Origin of the sequence: Grimontia hollisae CIP 101886, from assembly GCF_000176515.1 — a bacterium.
GTDB lineage: Bacteria > Pseudomonadota > Gammaproteobacteria > Enterobacterales > Vibrionaceae > Enterovibrio > Enterovibrio hollisae.
In genome coordinates this window covers 586551-602153 of record NZ_ADAQ01000011.1, presented here as the reverse complement: position 1 = coordinate 602153, position 15603 = coordinate 586551, and the positions used below count along the sequence as shown (strand labels likewise).

16 protein-coding genes are annotated in these 15603 nt (G+C 51.1%); 5 read left to right on the top strand and 11 right to left on the bottom strand.

All coding sequences use genetic code 11. The annotated features are described in order from the left end of the window. Nucleotides 1-9 precede the first annotated feature (9 nt). Both thiL and pgpA read left to right on the top strand, forming a co-directional pair. Nucleotides 10-981, top strand: coding sequence for a thiamine-phosphate kinase (gene thiL / locus VHA_RS09100; RefSeq protein ID WP_005503733.1), 972 nt, complete (start codon nucleotides 10-12; stop codon nucleotides 979-981). A 3-nt stretch (nucleotides 982-984) separates the two neighbouring features. Further along, entirely contained in the window at nucleotides 985-1473 is a 489-nt protein-coding gene (pgpA, locus tag VHA_RS09095; RefSeq protein WP_005503732.1) for a phosphatidylglycerophosphatase A, read from the top strand. Between the two features lie 101 nt (nucleotides 1474-1574). Here pgpA and VHA_RS09090 read toward each other — a convergent pair whose 3' ends face one another. From VHA_RS09090 to xseB, 4 genes are all read right to left on the bottom strand, one after another. Then, the gene (locus VHA_RS09090) at nucleotides 1575-2996 is read right to left on the bottom strand and encodes an IS1182-like element ISGho1 family transposase (protein ID WP_005503731.1); all 1422 of its coding nucleotides are present in this window, start codon (nucleotides 2994-2996) and stop codon (nucleotides 1575-1577) included. Nucleotides 2997-3111: 115 nt separating this feature from the next. Then, complete coding sequence (gene dxs, locus VHA_RS09085) at nucleotides 3112-4977, bottom strand: 1-deoxy-D-xylulose-5-phosphate synthase (protein ID WP_005503729.1); 1866 nt, start codon at nucleotides 4975-4977, stop codon at nucleotides 3112-3114. A 24-nt stretch (nucleotides 4978-5001) separates the two neighbouring features. Continuing rightward, on the bottom strand, nucleotides 5002-5901 hold the full coding sequence (ispA, locus tag VHA_RS09080) for a (2E,6E)-farnesyl diphosphate synthase (RefSeq protein ID WP_040528563.1): 900 nt from the start codon (nucleotides 5899-5901) through the stop codon (nucleotides 5002-5004). Further along, nucleotides 5894-6139, bottom strand: a complete 246-nt coding sequence (gene xseB, locus VHA_RS09075; protein WP_005503727.1) for an exodeoxyribonuclease VII small subunit — start codon at nucleotides 6137-6139, stop codon at nucleotides 5894-5896. Before xseB ends, ispA begins: the two co-directional genes overlap by 8 nt. 392 nt (nucleotides 6140-6531) lie before the next feature. Here xseB and pomA point away from each other — a divergent pair, with 392 nt between their 5' ends. From pomA to thiI, 3 genes are all read left to right on the top strand, one after another. Further along, nucleotides 6532-7293, top strand: coding sequence for a flagellar motor protein PomA (pomA, locus tag VHA_RS09070; protein ID WP_005503726.1), 762 nt, complete (start codon nucleotides 6532-6534; stop codon nucleotides 7291-7293). A 10-nt stretch (nucleotides 7294-7303) separates the two neighbouring features. Continuing rightward, nucleotides 7304-8233: a flagellar motor protein MotB gene (locus VHA_RS09065; RefSeq protein WP_005503725.1), complete on the top strand. Its 930-nt coding sequence runs from the start codon at nucleotides 7304-7306 to the stop codon at nucleotides 8231-8233. A 140-nt stretch (nucleotides 8234-8373) separates the two neighbouring features. Next, a complete protein-coding gene (gene thiI / locus VHA_RS09060; RefSeq protein ID WP_005503724.1) occupies nucleotides 8374-9822 on the top strand; it encodes a tRNA uracil 4-sulfurtransferase ThiI in 1449 nt (482 codons plus the stop codon). Between the two features lie 140 nt (nucleotides 9823-9962). Here the strand turns inward: thiI and VHA_RS09055 are convergent, their stop codons facing one another. The 7 genes from VHA_RS09055 to VHA_RS09025 all read right to left on the bottom strand — a co-directional run bounded on the left by VHA_RS09055 (nucleotide 9963) and on the right by VHA_RS09025 (nucleotide 15600). After that, nucleotides 9963-10562 (bottom strand): DJ-1 family glyoxalase III, encoded by a 600-nt coding sequence (locus tag VHA_RS09055; protein WP_040528561.1) that lies wholly within the window; start codon nucleotides 10560-10562, stop codon nucleotides 9963-9965. After that, the gene (locus VHA_RS09050; RefSeq protein WP_040528559.1) at nucleotides 10549-11439 is read right to left on the bottom strand and encodes a 2-dehydropantoate 2-reductase; all 891 of its coding nucleotides are present in this window, start codon (nucleotides 11437-11439) and stop codon (nucleotides 10549-10551) included. Before VHA_RS09050 ends, VHA_RS09055 begins: the two co-directional genes overlap by 14 nt. Before the next feature lie 125 nt (nucleotides 11440-11564). Then, nucleotides 11565-12380 (bottom strand): nucleoside-specific channel-forming Tsx family protein, encoded by an 816-nt coding sequence (locus tag VHA_RS09045; protein WP_040528558.1) that lies wholly within the window; start codon nucleotides 12378-12380, stop codon nucleotides 11565-11567. Nucleotides 12381-12636: 256 nt separating this feature from the next. Continuing rightward, complete coding sequence (locus tag VHA_RS09040; RefSeq protein WP_005503717.1) at nucleotides 12637-14031, bottom strand: AmpG family muropeptide MFS transporter; 1395 nt, start codon at nucleotides 14029-14031, stop codon at nucleotides 12637-12639. Between the two features lie 48 nt (nucleotides 14032-14079). Beyond that, on the bottom strand, nucleotides 14080-14445 hold the full coding sequence (locus VHA_RS09035) for a hypothetical protein (protein ID WP_005503716.1): 366 nt from the start codon (nucleotides 14443-14445) through the stop codon (nucleotides 14080-14082). A gap of 13 nt (nucleotides 14446-14458) precedes the next feature. Next, nucleotides 14459-15028 carry a peptidylprolyl isomerase gene (locus VHA_RS09030; RefSeq protein WP_005503715.1) on the bottom strand — a complete coding sequence of 190 codons (570 nt, stop codon included), beginning with the start codon at nucleotides 15026-15028 and terminating at the stop codon, nucleotides 14459-14461. Continuing rightward, nucleotides 15028-15600, bottom strand: a complete 573-nt coding sequence (locus VHA_RS09025; RefSeq protein ID WP_005503714.1) for a YajG family lipoprotein — start codon at nucleotides 15598-15600, stop codon at nucleotides 15028-15030. Before VHA_RS09025 ends, VHA_RS09030 begins: the two co-directional genes overlap by 1 nt. Nucleotides 15601-15603: the final 3 nt, after the last annotated feature.

The window sequence follows — 15603 nt, the reverse complement described above, 5'->3', positions numbered from 1 at the left end:
GAAGGAATCATGGCCGGTAACGAATTTGAACTGATAAACCGTTACTTTAAGTCGCAGCCTGTCACGCGCCGCGATGTGGACTTGGGCATTGGTGATGATGCTGCGCTGATTGCTGTCCCGGAAAACTGCCAGTTGGTGGTCACCACGGACACCCTGGTCGCTGGTAATCACTTTTTGGTGGATGCTGACCCGGTGATGGTGGCGCATAAAGCACTGGCGTCTAATCTGAGCGATCTGGCTGCGATGGGGGCAATACCTGCCTGGTGTTCCCTTGCCCTGACATTGCCAGAGTCCAATGAATCCTGGATCGCGGCTTTCTGTGAGGGGTTCTACAAGCTGGCTGAATACTATCAGGTACAGTTAGTCGGTGGTGATACCACTAAAGGGCCACTCAGTATCACGATAACTCTTCAGGGATTTGTGCCATCAGGTAAGGCAATACGCCGTGATACCGCAAAAGCCGGTGACTGGCTGTATGTCACGGGTAAACTTGGTGACAGCGCGGCAGGGCTGGCCGTGATTTTAAACGGCAATGCGCCGAAAAATGACCTGGAAAACACCTTGTTGCACCGTCACTATTACTCTGAACCCCGGGTTCTGGCTGGGCAGGCGCTGCGTGGAATTGCCTCTTCTGGGCTTGATATCTCTGATGGTCTGGTGGCCGATCTTCGCCATATTTTGAAAGCCAGTGGTGTGTCAGCGGTGATTCATGCCGATGCGATTCCCGTCTCAGATGAACTGCTGGCCTTCAGTGGTAGTGCAGAAGCCGCGGCGAAATTGGCGCTGTGTAGCGGTGAAGAGTATGAGCTTTGCTTTACGGTGCCGGAAAGTCACCGCGGGGCAGTGGATGCTGCACTTTCCCACACCAATACGCCCGTCAGCTGTATTGGGCAGCTGCGTCACGGTGAAGGGGTGACGGTCATGTGGCAGGGAGAGTCTGTCGATTGGCCACTGAATGGCTGGGATCATTTTTCAGAGTGATGTATGGATAATCCAATTAAAAAAATCCGTCTGGGCAACCCGGTACACTTGTTAGCGACGGGGTTTGGTGCTGGTCTTTCGCCTTGGGTGCCGGGCACGGTGGGAACCCTGGCTGCGGTGCCTTTTTATTTGCTTTTCATTTCCCTGTCAAGCTGGGCGCTGCCTGTGGCGGTGGTGATCGGGGCATTAGCGGGTATTTTCCTTTGTGGGCGAACATCATCAGACATGGGGGTTCACGATCATGGTGGCATTGTCTGGGATGAGTTTGTCGGCTTTTGGATCACCATGTTACTGGTGCCGTCGGCAGACTGGCAGGTGGTACTGGCCGGTTTTGTTATTTTCCGCTTTTTTGACATGGTGAAGCCGTGGCCAATCAGTTGGCTGGACAAGAAAGTTCACGGAGGGCTTGGGATTATGCTGGATGATATCGTGGCCGGTGTGATGTCGATGTTGGTGTTGTGGGCCGGGATTCGTTGGTTAAACGGCGCCTGAGGCGCCGTTCAGATTGCTGACTAACCCCGCTTTTTCAAGCGGGGTTTTCTTTTGTTAGCGGCCGAAGGCCGCGATCACGCTATTTTTCCATATTGTTATGTTCAGGCTGCTTTTAGCCCATAGACGCTAAATTGCGTCACTATCTGGACTATTTGGCGCGCATTGAGCCCAGTTTTGCGAAGATAAGCCTCCATCAGGGCTATCTTCTTGATGTTCTGTGCCGCTGCCGCCAGAAAGCACTGGATTTGTACTTTCAACAAGCCTCGGAATCTCGCATAGCGATGACCATGGTGCTGTTTGGCATCCGCGAAGCTGCGCTCCACCGTCTCTGCCCGTCGTCGGTACACTTTCTTTCCCCAGGCAGTCAGTCTCAGAGCGTTGGCATTCTCAACCGATTTCTCGAACAGGTGCCGGGTTATCACCCGTTTGTGGTTTTTACTCTTGGTGCAATCCTCACGCAGTGGGCAGGTTTTGCATGTCTGCGGATCAGAGTGATATTCACGGTATGCCTGACGGTTGGTGGTCTTGTAAATCAGCTCCTGTCCCTGAGGACAGAGATAGCGGTCCGTCTCTTTATCGTAATGAAAGTGCTTTTTCTTGATAGGATTCTTCGTACGGTGAGGCCGGCGGTATCCCATCACCGGCAGGATTTGGCGCTGCTCCAGTTCATGGCAGATAGTCGCGGTGAAGTAACCGGCATCAAGCCCGGCGGCAACAGGCGAGAGCGTAAAGCGCGCTAACGTGGTATCCAGACGAGCGATATACGGTTGGGCATCATTCACATTGCCTGGCGTGACATGGGTGTCGAGGATGATGCCGTGTTTGCCGTCGACGGTGCGATGGTCAAGGTAGAAGAAGCCCTGTGGTTTTTGGTCCCGTGTCATGAACCCGCTGTCTGGGTCGGTGGTGCTGACTTTGGTGTTTTTCTCAATGTGACCATCTTTCGGCTTGAGTGGGCGTTTTCCTTCTGCTGCGCGGTCAGCGTCAACCGCTTCATCCAACAGCTCGGCATAAGCACTGACGTTTTGTTTCACTAGTTCGTTACGGTATTTACGCTTGTTGGCATTGGCTTTCAGGTGAGTGCTGTCGGTAAACAAGGTACGTCCATCGACCATGCCTTTGCTCATCGCCTGTTCGACGATACGGATGAAGATGCGTTCGAACACGTCGGTATCGTTGAAGCGACGGCGGCGATTCTGGCTCAAGGTGGACGCATCAATCACCTTTTCAGTGAGTGACATTCGCAGGAACCAGCGGTAAGCGACATTGACCTCGATGTCTTTGACGAGCTGGCGTTCACTTTTGACGCCGAAGAGGAAGCCAAGGAGCAGGATTTTGAACAGGCGAACGGGGTCTATCGCAGGGCGGCCATTGTAGTGGCAATAGAGGTGGGCGACCTCGTCGCGGATAAATTCAAAGTCGACGGCAGCATCGATTTTGCGAACGAGATGGTTTTTGGGGACCAACTGTTCGAGTGTCACCATCTCGATTTCATATTGCTGAGGGCCAGGGTCTTTAAGCATGTCACCACATCCATGATTGGTTTGCTTATCCCTTATTAGATCAAAGCCCCAGCCAAATGGCCAGGGCTTTGTCAGCAGTCTGAACGGCGCCTGAGGCGCCGTTGTTTTAAGGTAGTTAGTTAGCAAGGTAGCGGCGGATTTGTGCTTCAATGCCTTTTCCGTCGATTTCCAGCTCGGCGTGCAATTCTTGTTGGGTGCCTTGGTGGATAAATTTATCCGGCAGACCAATTTGCAACACCGGTTTGATTTGGCGAGATTTCATCAGGTATTCAATGACCCCTGATCCCGCACCGCCCGAAATGGCGTTTTCTTCTACGGTCACCAGCACGTCGTGGGTTGCAGCCAGCTCATCAATCAAGGCTTCATCCAAGGGTTTCACAAAACGCATGTCTGCGACGGTGGCGTTGAGCTTTTCTGCTGCCTCCATGGCATAGGGCATCATGGTGCCAAAGTTCAGGATGGCGATTTTCTCGCCCTGGCGACGCAGTACACCTTTGCCGATAGGGAGCGCAGTCATGGTTTTTTCTACTGTCACACCACAGCCTGTGCCTCTGGGATAACGCACTGCACTCGGACCTTGGTGGAGATGGCCAGTATAAAGCATCTGGCGGCACTCGTTTTCATCGCTTGGGGCCATGATCACCATATTAGGGATACAGCGCATAAAGCTGAGATCGAACGCGCCCTGATGGGTCTGACCATCAGCGCCGACAAGCCCCCCACGGTCGATAGCAAACATCACCGGCAAGTTCATGATGGCAACATCATGGATAAGCTGGTCGTAGCCCCGTTGCAGGAAAGTGGAATAAATAGCAACGACAGGATGGTAGCCACCAATGGCCATCCCCGTTCCGAGTGTCACGGCATGTTGTTCCGCGATGGCTACATCAAAATAGCGGTCAGGGAAGGTTTTCGAAAACCTCACCATACCTGAGCCTTCACGCATGGCAGGCGTGATGGCCAGAAGCTTCTCATCTTCCGCAGCCATGTCGCACAGCCAATCCCCAAATACCTGCGAGAAAGTAGGCCCAGAGGACTGCGCTTTAGGGAGAGTGTGCTCTGCTGGGTTGAATTTGGGCACGGCGTGATAGCCGATAGGGTCTTTCTCTGCCGGTGCGTAGCCTTTGCCCTTTTTGGTCATTACATGCAGGAATTGCGGGCCTTTGAGGTTTCGCATGTTCTTGATGGTCTTGACCAGCTCCTCCACATCGTGGCCGTCGACGGGGCCGATGTAATTAAAGCCCAACTCTTCGAACAGAGTACCCGGAACCACCATCCCTTTGAGGTGCTCCTCGGCACGGCGAACCAGCTCTTTAATTGGCGGTGCGCCAGACAACACTTTTTTGCCACCTTCACGGATTGAGGTGTAGAAATTGCCGGAGAGCAACTGTGCCAGATGATTGTTCAGGGCGCCCACGTTTTCCGAGATCGACATTTCGTTGTCGTTCAGGATAACCAGCATATCCGCATGCACATCCCCGGCGTGGTTCATGGCTTCAAAGGCCATCCCTGCAGTAATAGCGCCATCGCCGATAACACTGACCACCTTACGATCACGGCCTTCCTTTGCAGCTGCAATGGCTAAACCCAGGCCAGCACTGATGGAGGTCGAACTATGGCCGACAGAAAGCACGTCATATTCGCTTTCTTCCCGCCAGGGGAAAGGATGAAGGCCGCCTTTTTGGCGAATAGTGGGCAGCTTTTCGCGGCGTCCGGTCAGGATCTTATGGGGATAAGCCTGATGGCCGACATCCCAGATCAGGTGATCAAATGGCGTGTTATACACATAGTGAAGCGCCACAGTCAGTTCGACCGCACCAAGACCAGAGGCAAAGTGGCCACTGGAATGGCTGACTGAGTTGAGGAGATAAGTTCTAAGTTCGTCGCACAGCTTTGGCAGGACGTCGCGGGGCAACGATCTGAGTTCGTCAGGCGTGTTTGCCAACGCGAGCGTTGGATATTTTGCGATATCGAGAGTCATAAATTCGTTTTGGCGCTGCTTATTTTAATTCTTGCGCTCGATGATATACCGGGCGAACATTTCCAATTGCTCTGTATTGTAGGGGATTGCATCCAGCGCTTGTAGTGCTTCTTGATAAAGAAGCATTGCTTTCTGTTGCGCGCCCTCCAGCCCCAACAGTGCGGGGTAGGTGCTTTTCTCCGCTGCGATGTCGGAACCTTGCGGTTTTCCAAGTGTTTCTGTGTCACTGATGATGTCAAGAATGTCATCTTGCACCTGAAACGCAAGGCCAATGGCGTTGGAAAAGGTATCCAGCTGTGAAAGGTATGTGGCCCCTTTTTTACCGGCAGCCAATGCCCCGAGTCTCACGGCACAGCGGATCAGGGCACCTGTCTTATTGCGATGGATGGTTTCCAGTGTGTCCACATCGACTTTTTTGCCTTCAGCAGACAAATCGAGCGCCTGACCCAGACACATACCTGCCGCACCGGAAGCGGCCGCTAATTCTTTGACCATCTGGATTCGGTACGCCTCACCTTCGGGTGAGAGATCACCTTCAGCCAGAATGGTAAACGCCAGAGTTTGCAGCGCGTCACCTGCAAGAATGGCGCTGGCTTCATCGAATGCTACGTGGCAGGTCGGCTGGCCGCGGCGCAGATCATCGTTATCCATGGCTGGAAGATCGTCATGGATTAACGAGTAGGCATGGATGCACTCGACGGCGGCAGCTGGGGTATCCAGTGCCTCGTCAGGTGCACCAAACAGTTTTCCTGTCATGTAGGTCAAAAACGGCCGTACCCGTTTTCCGCCAAGCAGGGCGCCATGCTTCATGGCTTGAATTAGCGGTTGTTCCTGATGCCCGAGAGAAGCAAGCCAGTAGGCCAGCTTGTCATTGTTTCGCGTTTGGTAATGAAGAAGTGTGGAGGTTAGGGCGGTATCACTCATCGCGCGTATCTTCAAAAGGTTCCAGGGGAGCATTGTCGTCTTGCGCAAGCAGGATTTCGACGCGCTGCTCTGCATCGGACAGGGTTTTCTGTCCCTGACGCGCGAGAGAAATTCCGCGTTCGAACTGTTTCAGCGCTGTGTCCAGAGGTAACTCACCACTTTCTAGGCCATTAACAATCGTGTCCAGCTCTTTGAGGGTTTCCTCAAAGTTCATGTTTTCAGGTTTTTTGGCAGCCATGATAATCCCAGAGTTATCAGAATGCGGGAGAAGTTAACCCAGCGCCTGTTAGGGGTCAAACGCTTGAGTGAAAATCTGCGCTGCCGGGGAGATTTTCCGGGGCTTGCAACGATTTCGGCTTGATTTTTGTCTGTGTTTCTGTCGGTGACATGTCTCTGAGACTGCCAAGAGTTAGCCGCTATAGAATTCACGAAACCGGACATTGGGCTTAAACTTGAGACATAAATCCGTACCTTGAGAAGCGTTACGTATAAAATCTAAGAGATACGCTAAATCTATCGCTGTTGCTGCCGTTAACGGAAAGGCAGGTAGCGAATTCATTGATACCTATACCTACATACTGTTTAGGTATCCGACTCTTCTGGCTGGAAAAATTTTAAGGGGATCGTTCTGTGGATCTGGCGACACTCATAGGCATTTTGGGCGCCTTTGCCTTCATCGTGATGGCGATGTTGCTTGGCGGCACCATCAGTATGTTCGTAGATGTTCCATCTACCCTGATTGTTTTCGGCGGCAGCTTGTTTGTTGTGTTGATGAACTACACCCTCGGCCAGTTTTTTGGGGCATTTAAAATCGCCGGCAAGGCGTTCATGTTCAAAGCTGACGATCCGGAAGACCTGATTGCCAAAATTGTTGAAATGGCAGACGCTGCGCGTAAAGGGGGTTTTTTGGCCTTGGAAGAGATGGAAGTGCCGAACACCTTCATGAAAAAAGGGGGGGATATGCTGGTGGATGGACACGATGCGGAAGTGGTAAAAATGACCTTACAAAAAGACATTACCATGACCGATGAACGCCATGATGCCGGCGCGCAATTCTACACGGCATTGGCGGATGTTGCACCCGCCATGGGGATGATCGGTACCCTGATAGGTCTGGTTGCCATGCTGTCGAATATGGATGATCCGAAGGCCATTGGCCCTGCAATGGCTGTCGCCTTGTTGACTACCTTGTATGGCGCCATGCTCGCCAACATGGTCGCTATTCCCATCGCCAATAAACTCCGCTTGCGTAAAGATCAGGAAAAAATGAACCGCCGGTTGATCATGGATGGTTTGCTGGCGATTCAGGACGGCCAGAATCCACGCGTTATTGACGGCTATCTGAAGAACTACCTCAACGAGAAGAAACGCTCTGTTGACGTAGACGGATAAGGAGTCAGGTATGGATGAAGAATGCAAATGTCCCCCCCCCGGCTTGCCAGCCTGGATGGGAACGTTCGCCGACCTGATGTCATTGTTGATGTGCTTCTTTGTACTTTTGCTTTCCTTCTCGGAAATGGATGTTCTGAAGTTTAAGCAGATTGCAGGTTCGATGAAATTTGCGTTTGGTGTACAAAACCTGCTCGAAGTAAAAGACATCCCGAAAGGAACCAGTGTGATTGCGCAGGAATTCCGCCCAGGACGGCCGGAGCCGACACCGATCGAAGTGATCATGCAACAAACTATCGATATGACCCAGCGTACCCTCGATTTTCAGGAAGGGGAATCGGATCGCGCCGGTGGCGCACAACGTGATTCTGCTGAACTGGAGGGAGGGTCAGCAGCCAGTGAAGCCTCCATGCAAGAGATGGAACAGGATACCGAGCAGATGTCCAGTGTCGCTCAGATGGTGGTTCAGGCACTCGAACGAGAAGTGGAAGAAGGGGCCGTAGAGGTTGAAAACCTAGGTCAGCAACTGATTATCCGCATCCGTGAAAATGGCGCTTTCCCAGCGGGCTCTGCGTTCTTGCAACCTAAATTCCGGCCATTGGTGCGACAGATTGCCGATTTGGTGAAAGATGTGCCGGGCATTGTCCGCGTGTCCGGCCATACGGATGACTCGCCGCTGGACTCAGAGCTTTACCGCTCTAACTGGGATTTATCCGCACAACGCGCTGTGTCTGTGGCCCAGGAGATGGAAAAGGTCGAAGGCTTCGATCCGATGCGCATGCGCGTTGAAGGCTTGGCAGGGTCATCACCACGTGTACCTAACGACACACCGGAAAACCGTGCACAGAACCGACGGGTAGAGATTGCCATCATGCAGGGCAAGGCCCGTGAGTCTGATGAGTTGTCAACCAATGCGCCAGTCGCACCTATTCAGGAAAATTAATACTGCTATTTTAAGTTAACCCTCAGAAAGATAAGGCAGTGCAACGGCACTGCCTTTTTGCATGTAATGTGGGGTTATTTCGCATACGGCCTGCTTGAGGTATAATCCGCGCCTTTGTAAGAGCCGCAGCGAAACCTGTTATGAAATTTATCGTCAAAATTCATCCTGAGGTGATGGTTAAAAGTGAATCTGTACGGAAGCGCTTCACGAAAATTCTGGAATGTAACATCCGAAATATTCTTAAGCGAAAGTCAGATGCAATGGCGGTGTTCAACCGTCGTGACCATATCGAGGTTTCGCTTAAAGATGACGCAGAGCGAGATATCGCACTCAGCGTGCTGACGGCAACGCCCGGCATTCACCATGTACTGGAAGTTGAGCAAACGCCTTTTACTGACCTTCACAGTATTTATGAAATTGTGTTGCCTGCGGTACGCGAACAGATTGAAGGTAAAAGCTTCTGCGTGCGCGTGAAACGCCGTGGATCTCATGACTTCACGTCGATTGATGTTGAGCGCTATGTCGGCGGTGGCCTGAACCAGAGTGTGGAATCTGCCCGCGTTCAGCTGCGTAATCCTGAAGTCACCGTTAATCTGGAAGTTGACCGTGAAAAGGTGAACGTTGTACGCCAGCGTCATAAAGGTCTGGGCGGTTTCCCTCTGGGTACGCAGGAAGATGTGCTTAGCCTGATCTCAGGCGGTTTTGACTCAGGAGTTTCCAGCTACCTGCATATCAAACGCGGCAGCAAGGTGCATTACTGCTTCTTTAATCTGGGCGGTGCCGCGCATGAGATTGGCGTGCAACAAACCGCTTATTATCTGTGGGAGAAGTACGGCTCTTCTGCCAAGGTGAAATTTGTCAGCGTCGATTTCGAGCCGGTAGTGGCAGAAATTCTGGAGAAAGTGGACGACGGCCAGATGGGCGTGATCCTCAAGCGCATGTTTATGCGCGCCGCCTCCATGCTGGCGGAGAAGTTTGGCATTCAGGCGTTGGTTACCGGTGAAGCACTGGGCCAGGTCTCCAGCCAGACCCTGACTAACCTGCGCCATATCGACAATGTGTCTGACACCCTGATCCTGCGACCGCTGATCAACTGGGATAAAGAGGACATCATTAATCTGGCCCGTGAAATTGGTACTGAAGACTTTGCCAAGACCATGCCGGAATACTGTGGTGTGATTTCACGCAAACCGACCGTGAAAGCGGTGAAAGAGAAGCTGGAAGCGGAAGAAGCCAAGTTCGATTTCAGCATTCTGGAGAAGGTGGTTTACGACGCACGTATCATCGATATCCGTGATATCGAAAAACAGAGCAAAGAAAAGGCCCCCGAAGTTGAACTGGTGGATGAAATCGCCAAGGATGCTGTAGTGCTGGATATCCGCAGTCCGGAAGAAGAAGATGACAAGCCGCTGGAAATCGATGGCGCGGAAGTGGTTCATATTCCTTTCTTCAAACTGGCAACCAAATTCGGTGATCTTGACCAGAGTAAAACTTACCTGCTCTATTGTGAGCGTGGTGTGATGAGTCGCCTGCAGGCGCTTTACTTGCAAGAAAATGGCTATGCCAACGTCAAGGTTTATCGCCCGTAAGGCCGATGCCAGAGCGAGCAGTGACGAGGCTTGAGATGCCAAAAACCGACCATCTTAGGTCGGTTTTTTTCGTTTCTCAGAGAATGGATAGTCGACAGGCTTGAATGCAGTGATTTGCTGTGAAATCAGCCCGCATCTCGCTATGCAAATTTCTTCTCATAGTGAAGGTTTGGGATGATCACCATCGGTTCCACCACTTCACGGGCTTTGTCTTTTCCTGCCAGTTGGTACACGATTTCTACCGCAAACTCTAAGGCTGTACCTGGGCCCTGACTGGTGATGAGCTTATGGTCATGGTCGGTAAATACCCGGCGGCTGTTTTGTTTTTCTGCCGGAATGCGATCGATAAAGGCAGGGTGACAGGTTTTATACGCATCCGGGAACAGTTTGTTCTTCTCTATCACCAATGCCGGGGCGGCACAAATCGCTGCAACCCATTTCCGGTCGCATTGCTGTTGGCGGATCATTTCAACCACCAGAGCACTTTCTCCCAATCGCGTTGCACCCTCTACACCACCGGGGATCACAATACAGTCAAACTCGTCATCAGCCACATTGACCAGTGGAATATCAGCGGTCAGTTTCACCCCACGGGAACAGGTGAGGGTCAGTTGCCCGTCTTCGGCAGCGCTTGCGGTAGTGACGTTAAAACCTGCCCTGACCATCACATCAATGACGGTCACCGCTTCGATTTCTTCTGTGCCCGGTGCCAGGCAGACCAATATGCTAGGCGTTATCATAGGATTGCTCCAGATCTTTGATTGCGTGATACAGCGCCCGGTTTTCCGGGACTGCAATATCGTGGAATTCTGCGCGGCTGATAAGGTAGCCGGTAATAAAGTCAATTTCTGAGCGACGCTTAAAGTGTACATCCCGGTTCATTGAAGAATGGTTTTCCGCCGTTGCCTTTGCCACTTGTAGTGCCTTCTGTAAAACCTCTTCCGGTGATGTTGCCAAGCCTTCAGCCTGCATCACCCTGGCGATTTCATCACTTAATCTTGTGAGCTGCGTTTGCCGGTGATCTGAAAGCAGTGCACCATTTTTGCATTGATGCAGCGCCGTGATGGGGTTGATCATACAATTGACGGCAAGTTTATTCCAAAGCGCTGTTTGGATATTCGTTTCCCAGTAGCACGGGGCAAGGGCGTGGTTGAACACGTCCGCCATAAACCTGCATTGCTTGCCGGTTGTGTTGATCCCCCCAAGCCGTGTTTCACCCAGTCCGGTATGGCGGATCCATGATTCAGTGAGTCTCAGGCTGCCATGTGACGTGGTCGCGATTAACAGGGGATTATGTCTGAGCAACTTCAGTGCTACCGCCGCTGCCCCCATGCCGTTGTGCATCAGGACAACGGGGGTGTCAGGGTGTAGGTGGCATTTTATGAGTTGGATGGCATCATCAATCTGAAAGGCTTTTACACATACCAAGAGGCAATCACTTTCCTCGATAAGTACGGGTCGGTTGGCGGGAAAAGTGTGGAGGTTTTGATGTTCGAAACCAAGCGCAACCTTAGAGACGTCCTTGCGGGTGACAACATGGACCTGATGGCCAGCTTCAAACAGCTTGAGTCCCCACAACGAGCCGATCGCACCGGCACCGACAAGCGTAAAACGCATGTTTCTTCCTTTATTGGTTACGTGCTGAAAGCATACCATTGTTACGCAGGCTGCCGAATGAGGAAACGTAAAAAGGCAGCCTTTGGGGCTGCCCTTGCTGTCTATGCGCAATGAATGTTCGGCAATTAGAACTTGTAGGTTACGGCGAAGTAGTGACCGATGCCTGAAGACTCTGCAATTGGATTACCAATGATCGTAGGAATTGCTCTACCATCTTCAAAACCGTATACATTGTGGTAGGCTTTGAGGCCGTAACCTACAGCGTAGCGATCTGAGTGCCAGTAGATACCGTTAAACATTGCGCCACCGTGGCTTGCAGTTGCGCCTAGCTCTTCTTTCATACCAAACTGGTAATCAATGTAACCCTGGTAAGAAATGAATGAACCGTTGTCGAAGAAGTAGAAAGGTTTGAACCAGTTAGTAGAAACTTGGTAACCGTTCCAGTCTTTATTATTGCTGTCGTAAGTTGCGTAAGCGTTCAGGCCAACAGTACCAAACCAAGGCAGTTCAACGTTTGAACCCAGACCGATCTTTTGTGTGTTGATACCGCTGTTACCACCCCATTCAACGACAGAAGCAACAAACAGTTCCTGAACTGGGCCAAATGACAGGTCAACGCCGGTCATTGCATCCAGAGAAGCACGTGGCGCAAACTTCATGAACATTTTCTCGGCGCCAGCTTTATCACTGCCTGGATCAGAAGTCAGGTTGAATACATCAACATAACCGTACAGATCGAAGATACCTGAGCGGCCACCAAATTCCATTTCCAGATAGTCATGTGATGACTCACTGACGCCCTTCTCATTCACAGCAGCCATCAGGTTGAACTGCAGGAATTTGAAATCATTCTTGTGGATGTCACCGTCTGAGTAATCAGCAGCCATTGCTGGGGTAGAAGTAGCAGCCATTAGACCTAGAGCGAGAAGTGATTTACGCATTTTTCTGTTCTCTTTATATCGTGAGAAAGGAGCGGCAAAGACATTCGTTGGTTGGACCTCCGCCGGGATGAGCGCCATTTTATGGAAAAGTTCAAAAAAGAAAATGCAATGAAACTGAAAACATTTTCCGATTGTGATTTTGATCGTCTTGAAATGGATTGCATTCGCGATGAATGTTTCAAAAGATGATCCAGGAAAAGGTTTAAACAGAATACGTGTGAATAATCCGCGACATTGGTCGCGGATTAAACAGGGGTTAAGCGGTCTCTTGCCTATCCTGAAGCATTTTGAAGTGTTTTCTGAGCCCGACAATCATGGCAAGGCTTGGGAGCACCATTATGGTGGTGAGGATAAAGAAGAAAGACCAGGGATCGAGCCAGGTGATCTTGTGAATCCACTCGAACTGATCAATCCAGTCAACCAATGACCCGCTGAATGATGACAGTGTAGTGCGGCCAAGGTTACCGAGTGAGGCCAAAAGTGCATATTGTGTTGCCGAAAATGCCCGCCCGGTCAGGAAGGTCAGGAAGGAGACAAAAGCAATCGTGGCGAAGGCGCTGGTGAAGTTATCGACGATAATAGTGGCAAGGAACAGATGTTCGTTAGGCCCTACATGCGCCATCATAGCAAACATCAGGTTGCTGGCTGCCATCGCGATACCACCAATCAACAGCCCTTTCACCACGCCAAAGCGGACATTTATTGCGCTGCCAATCAAGGTGAAAACAACGGTCGCTCCCCAACCGATCAGTTTGGAGTATTGACCGATTTGTTCATTACTGAATCCCACTTCTTTGTAGAACACAATCGACATACGTCCAAGGAAGGCCTCACCCACTTTAAACAGGAAGACAAACAGAAGCAGGGTCAGTGCGACCTTGACACCGTTGCGTCGGAAAAACTCGGCAAAAGGCTCCACAATAGTGACAGAAAACCACACGAGAATACTGTTTTCGCCTTGGTTCAAACGCTTGGCATAGCGGGTTTCTGCTTCCGCCTGGAGTTTGTCCCGTTTCGAATCTGGCTCTCCAATAAACAGCGTAAACAGGATCAGAAGCCCAATAAAGGCCGCCATTCCGTAATAGACCCCATTCCAACCGATAGTATCGGCATTGATAAAGGCAAAATAGCCCGGCAGGCTGTAACCGGTCCACCAACCGATCACTGCCATAGCCGCCGCCTGGGGCATTTTGGACTTTTCCTGCTCTCCAAAACTGTCGATACGGAATGCATCGATGGCAATATCCTGGGTGGCTGATGCCAAGGCGATAGTAAGAGCAAGCATGGATGTCAGCCAGAGATTAAAAGACGGATCAGTATTGGCAATAAACAGCGTACAGATGAGCATGATAACCTGCATCAACAAGATCCAACTGCGGCGCTGACCTAAGGTGCGGTGAAGCACAGGCAGTTTAACGCGGTCAATCAGAGGCGCCCACATCCAGTTAATGGCATAAACAGCAAAAATCGATCCAAACAGGCCGATGGCTGTGCGGGTAAGGCCCGCGTCCTTGAGCCAGCCAGACATGTTTGAGCCAATCAAAAGCCATGGAAAGCCGCTTGCGCAACCGAGGAGAAACACCCAAAGAAGTCTGCGGTCAAGATAACTGGCCAGCGTTTCCCGCCAGGAAGGAGTGGAAAGTTGGGACATGGCGCAATGCCCTGTTATTGATGTAAGGTAAAACAATGCTACCGTGCTTCAGGGGCGAATACCACGCGCAAAGCGAGGGAGTTTTCCTTTGTTGATCAAATAACAAGCGCATTCTTTGAGACGTCGGTTCACAAACCGGTTGCCAATTAATTCGTCTTCACGGCGGGATTCGATGAGGTAGACCAAATACCAGTATACCGATTCATAGTCATCATCGGGGGAACCACTGGGAAGCGATGATTTCCACCATTCAAGAAACTGATTGCGGCAGGCGGTGTTGAGCTCTTCATAGGAGGACTGCCGTAGGATAAAACGGATAACTTGTGCAGCAAACGCCGGGGCATGCGTTTTAACATGCTCTCCGACGAGTTCGTTGTGGTGCTGTTCAGTGTTGTCTACAACGAGTTTTAGCATCCCTTTTAACCTGCTACTTACTGGTAATGATAATCTTCTCGATAAGTATAGGTTGCTGGGGGACATCACGCATGCGCGTTTCAGGTACTGTGACGGTTTTAACCTTTGCCATCTTCTCGACGGTGTTAAACCCTTCAATGACTTTCCCAAAAACGGTATAGCCATATTTATAGCTATTGCCATTCAGGTTACTGTTATTTTCGAGGTTAATGAAGAACTGGCGTGTCGCTGAATCTGGTGATTGTCGGCGCGCCATGGCAATCGTGCCTCGTTCGTTACCAAGGCCGTTTTTCGATTCGTTTATGATCTCGCCATAGGTGTTAGGGCGAGGTTGGAAGGACGCATCGTAGCCACCACCCTGAGCAACGAAACCAGGGATCACTCGGTGAAACTGGGTACCGACATAGCTGCCGTCTTCCACATACTTAAGAAAGTTTTCGACGGTTTTTGGGGCTTTTTCCGGGTACAGCTCCAGTGTGAAATCGCCGACACTGGTTTCAACACTGACAACCGGGTTGGCGGCCATTGCATTGGCCGCAAACAGGGAAGCAGTAACAAGTATCGTTCTGAAAAAGGTGTTCATCAGAAGTTCTCGTTCATGAAGGTTATCAGTTGCTGGTCACGTGCAATATCCTGAAGTACGGCTTCAAGCAGACTGTTCAGGGCCAGCTCCATGTCTTCAACCGATGCACTGGTCGCCCCTTCAGTGGTGGACTTCCCAGTGTAGCGTTTCACAAATTTATGCTGGCCGTTTTCTGCCACCAACTGGATTTGCACGTTGGTGCTCATGGTATGTGAGAACACGCTGTGATCCACTTTTACTAAGGCATCAAGCAGATCCATACGTAGTTTGCCTTTACTGTCGGTTACGACTTTGTAGCCCTGGGCGTTGAGCTGTCGAATCAATGCATCTTCCAGTACAACACGGACATTTGATGTGGCCTGAATCGGCTGAACATTTTTACGGCCATTGTCTACCACGGCGACAAACTGGGCAGTTCTCAGATCGCGGCTTTCTACTGTCACAGGTTTACTTTGTGCCACAGGCACTGATGAAATCGCAGGCTGTGGTGCGATTGTTAACTGGGGTTCACGGGGGGATGAGCAAGCACTCAGGCCCAGGACCAGTCCAGAAACAAGCAGAAGTTTTTTCATACG

Excerpts from the sequence above, each read along its gene's own strand:
- VHA_RS09030 (WP_005503715.1), bottom strand. The coding sequence starts at position 15,028 with ATGAACACCTTTTTCAGAACGATACTTGTTACTGCTTCCCTGTTTGCG.
- VHA_RS09040 (WP_005503717.1), bottom strand. The coding sequence starts at position 14,031 with ATGTCCCAACTTTCCACTCCTTCCTGGCGGGAAACGCTGGCCAGTTAT.
- xseB (WP_005503727.1), bottom strand. The coding sequence starts at position 6,139 with ATGGCTGCCAAAAAACCTGAAAACATGAACTTTGAGGAAACCCTCAAA.
- VHA_RS09025 (WP_005503714.1), bottom strand. The coding sequence starts at position 15,600 with ATGAAAAAACTTCTGCTTGTTTCTGGACTGGTCCTGGGCCTGAGTGCT.
- thiI (WP_005503724.1), top strand. The coding sequence starts at position 8,374 with ATGAAATTTATCGTCAAAATTCATCCTGAGGTGATGGTTAAAAGTGAA.
- pgpA (WP_005503732.1), top strand. The coding sequence starts at position 985 with ATGGATAATCCAATTAAAAAAATCCGTCTGGGCAACCCGGTACACTTG.
- VHA_RS09090 (WP_005503731.1), bottom strand. The coding sequence starts at position 2,996 with ATGCTTAAAGACCCTGGCCCTCAGCAATATGAAATCGAGATGGTGACA.
- VHA_RS09050 (WP_040528559.1), bottom strand. The coding sequence starts at position 11,439 with ATGCGTTTTACGCTTGTCGGTGCCGGTGCGATCGGCTCGTTGTGGGGA.
- VHA_RS09055 (WP_040528561.1), bottom strand. The coding sequence starts at position 10,562 with ATGATAACGCCTAGCATATTGGTCTGCCTGGCACCGGGCACAGAAGAA.
- VHA_RS09065 (WP_005503725.1), top strand. The coding sequence starts at position 7,304 with ATGGATGAAGAATGCAAATGTCCCCCCCCCGGCTTGCCAGCCTGGATG.
- VHA_RS09045 (WP_040528558.1), bottom strand. The coding sequence starts at position 12,380 with ATGCGTAAATCACTTCTCGCTCTAGGTCTAATGGCTGCTACTTCTACC.
- dxs (WP_005503729.1), bottom strand. The coding sequence starts at position 4,977 with ATGACTCTCGATATCGCAAAATATCCAACGCTCGCGTTGGCAAACACG.
- ispA (WP_040528563.1), bottom strand. The coding sequence starts at position 5,901 with ATGAGTGATACCGCCCTAACCTCCACACTTCTTCATTACCAAACGCGA.
- thiL (WP_005503733.1), top strand. The coding sequence starts at position 10 with ATGGCCGGTAACGAATTTGAACTGATAAACCGTTACTTTAAGTCGCAG.
- VHA_RS09035 (WP_005503716.1), bottom strand. The coding sequence starts at position 14,445 with ATGCTAAAACTCGTTGTAGACAACACTGAACAGCACCACAACGAACTC.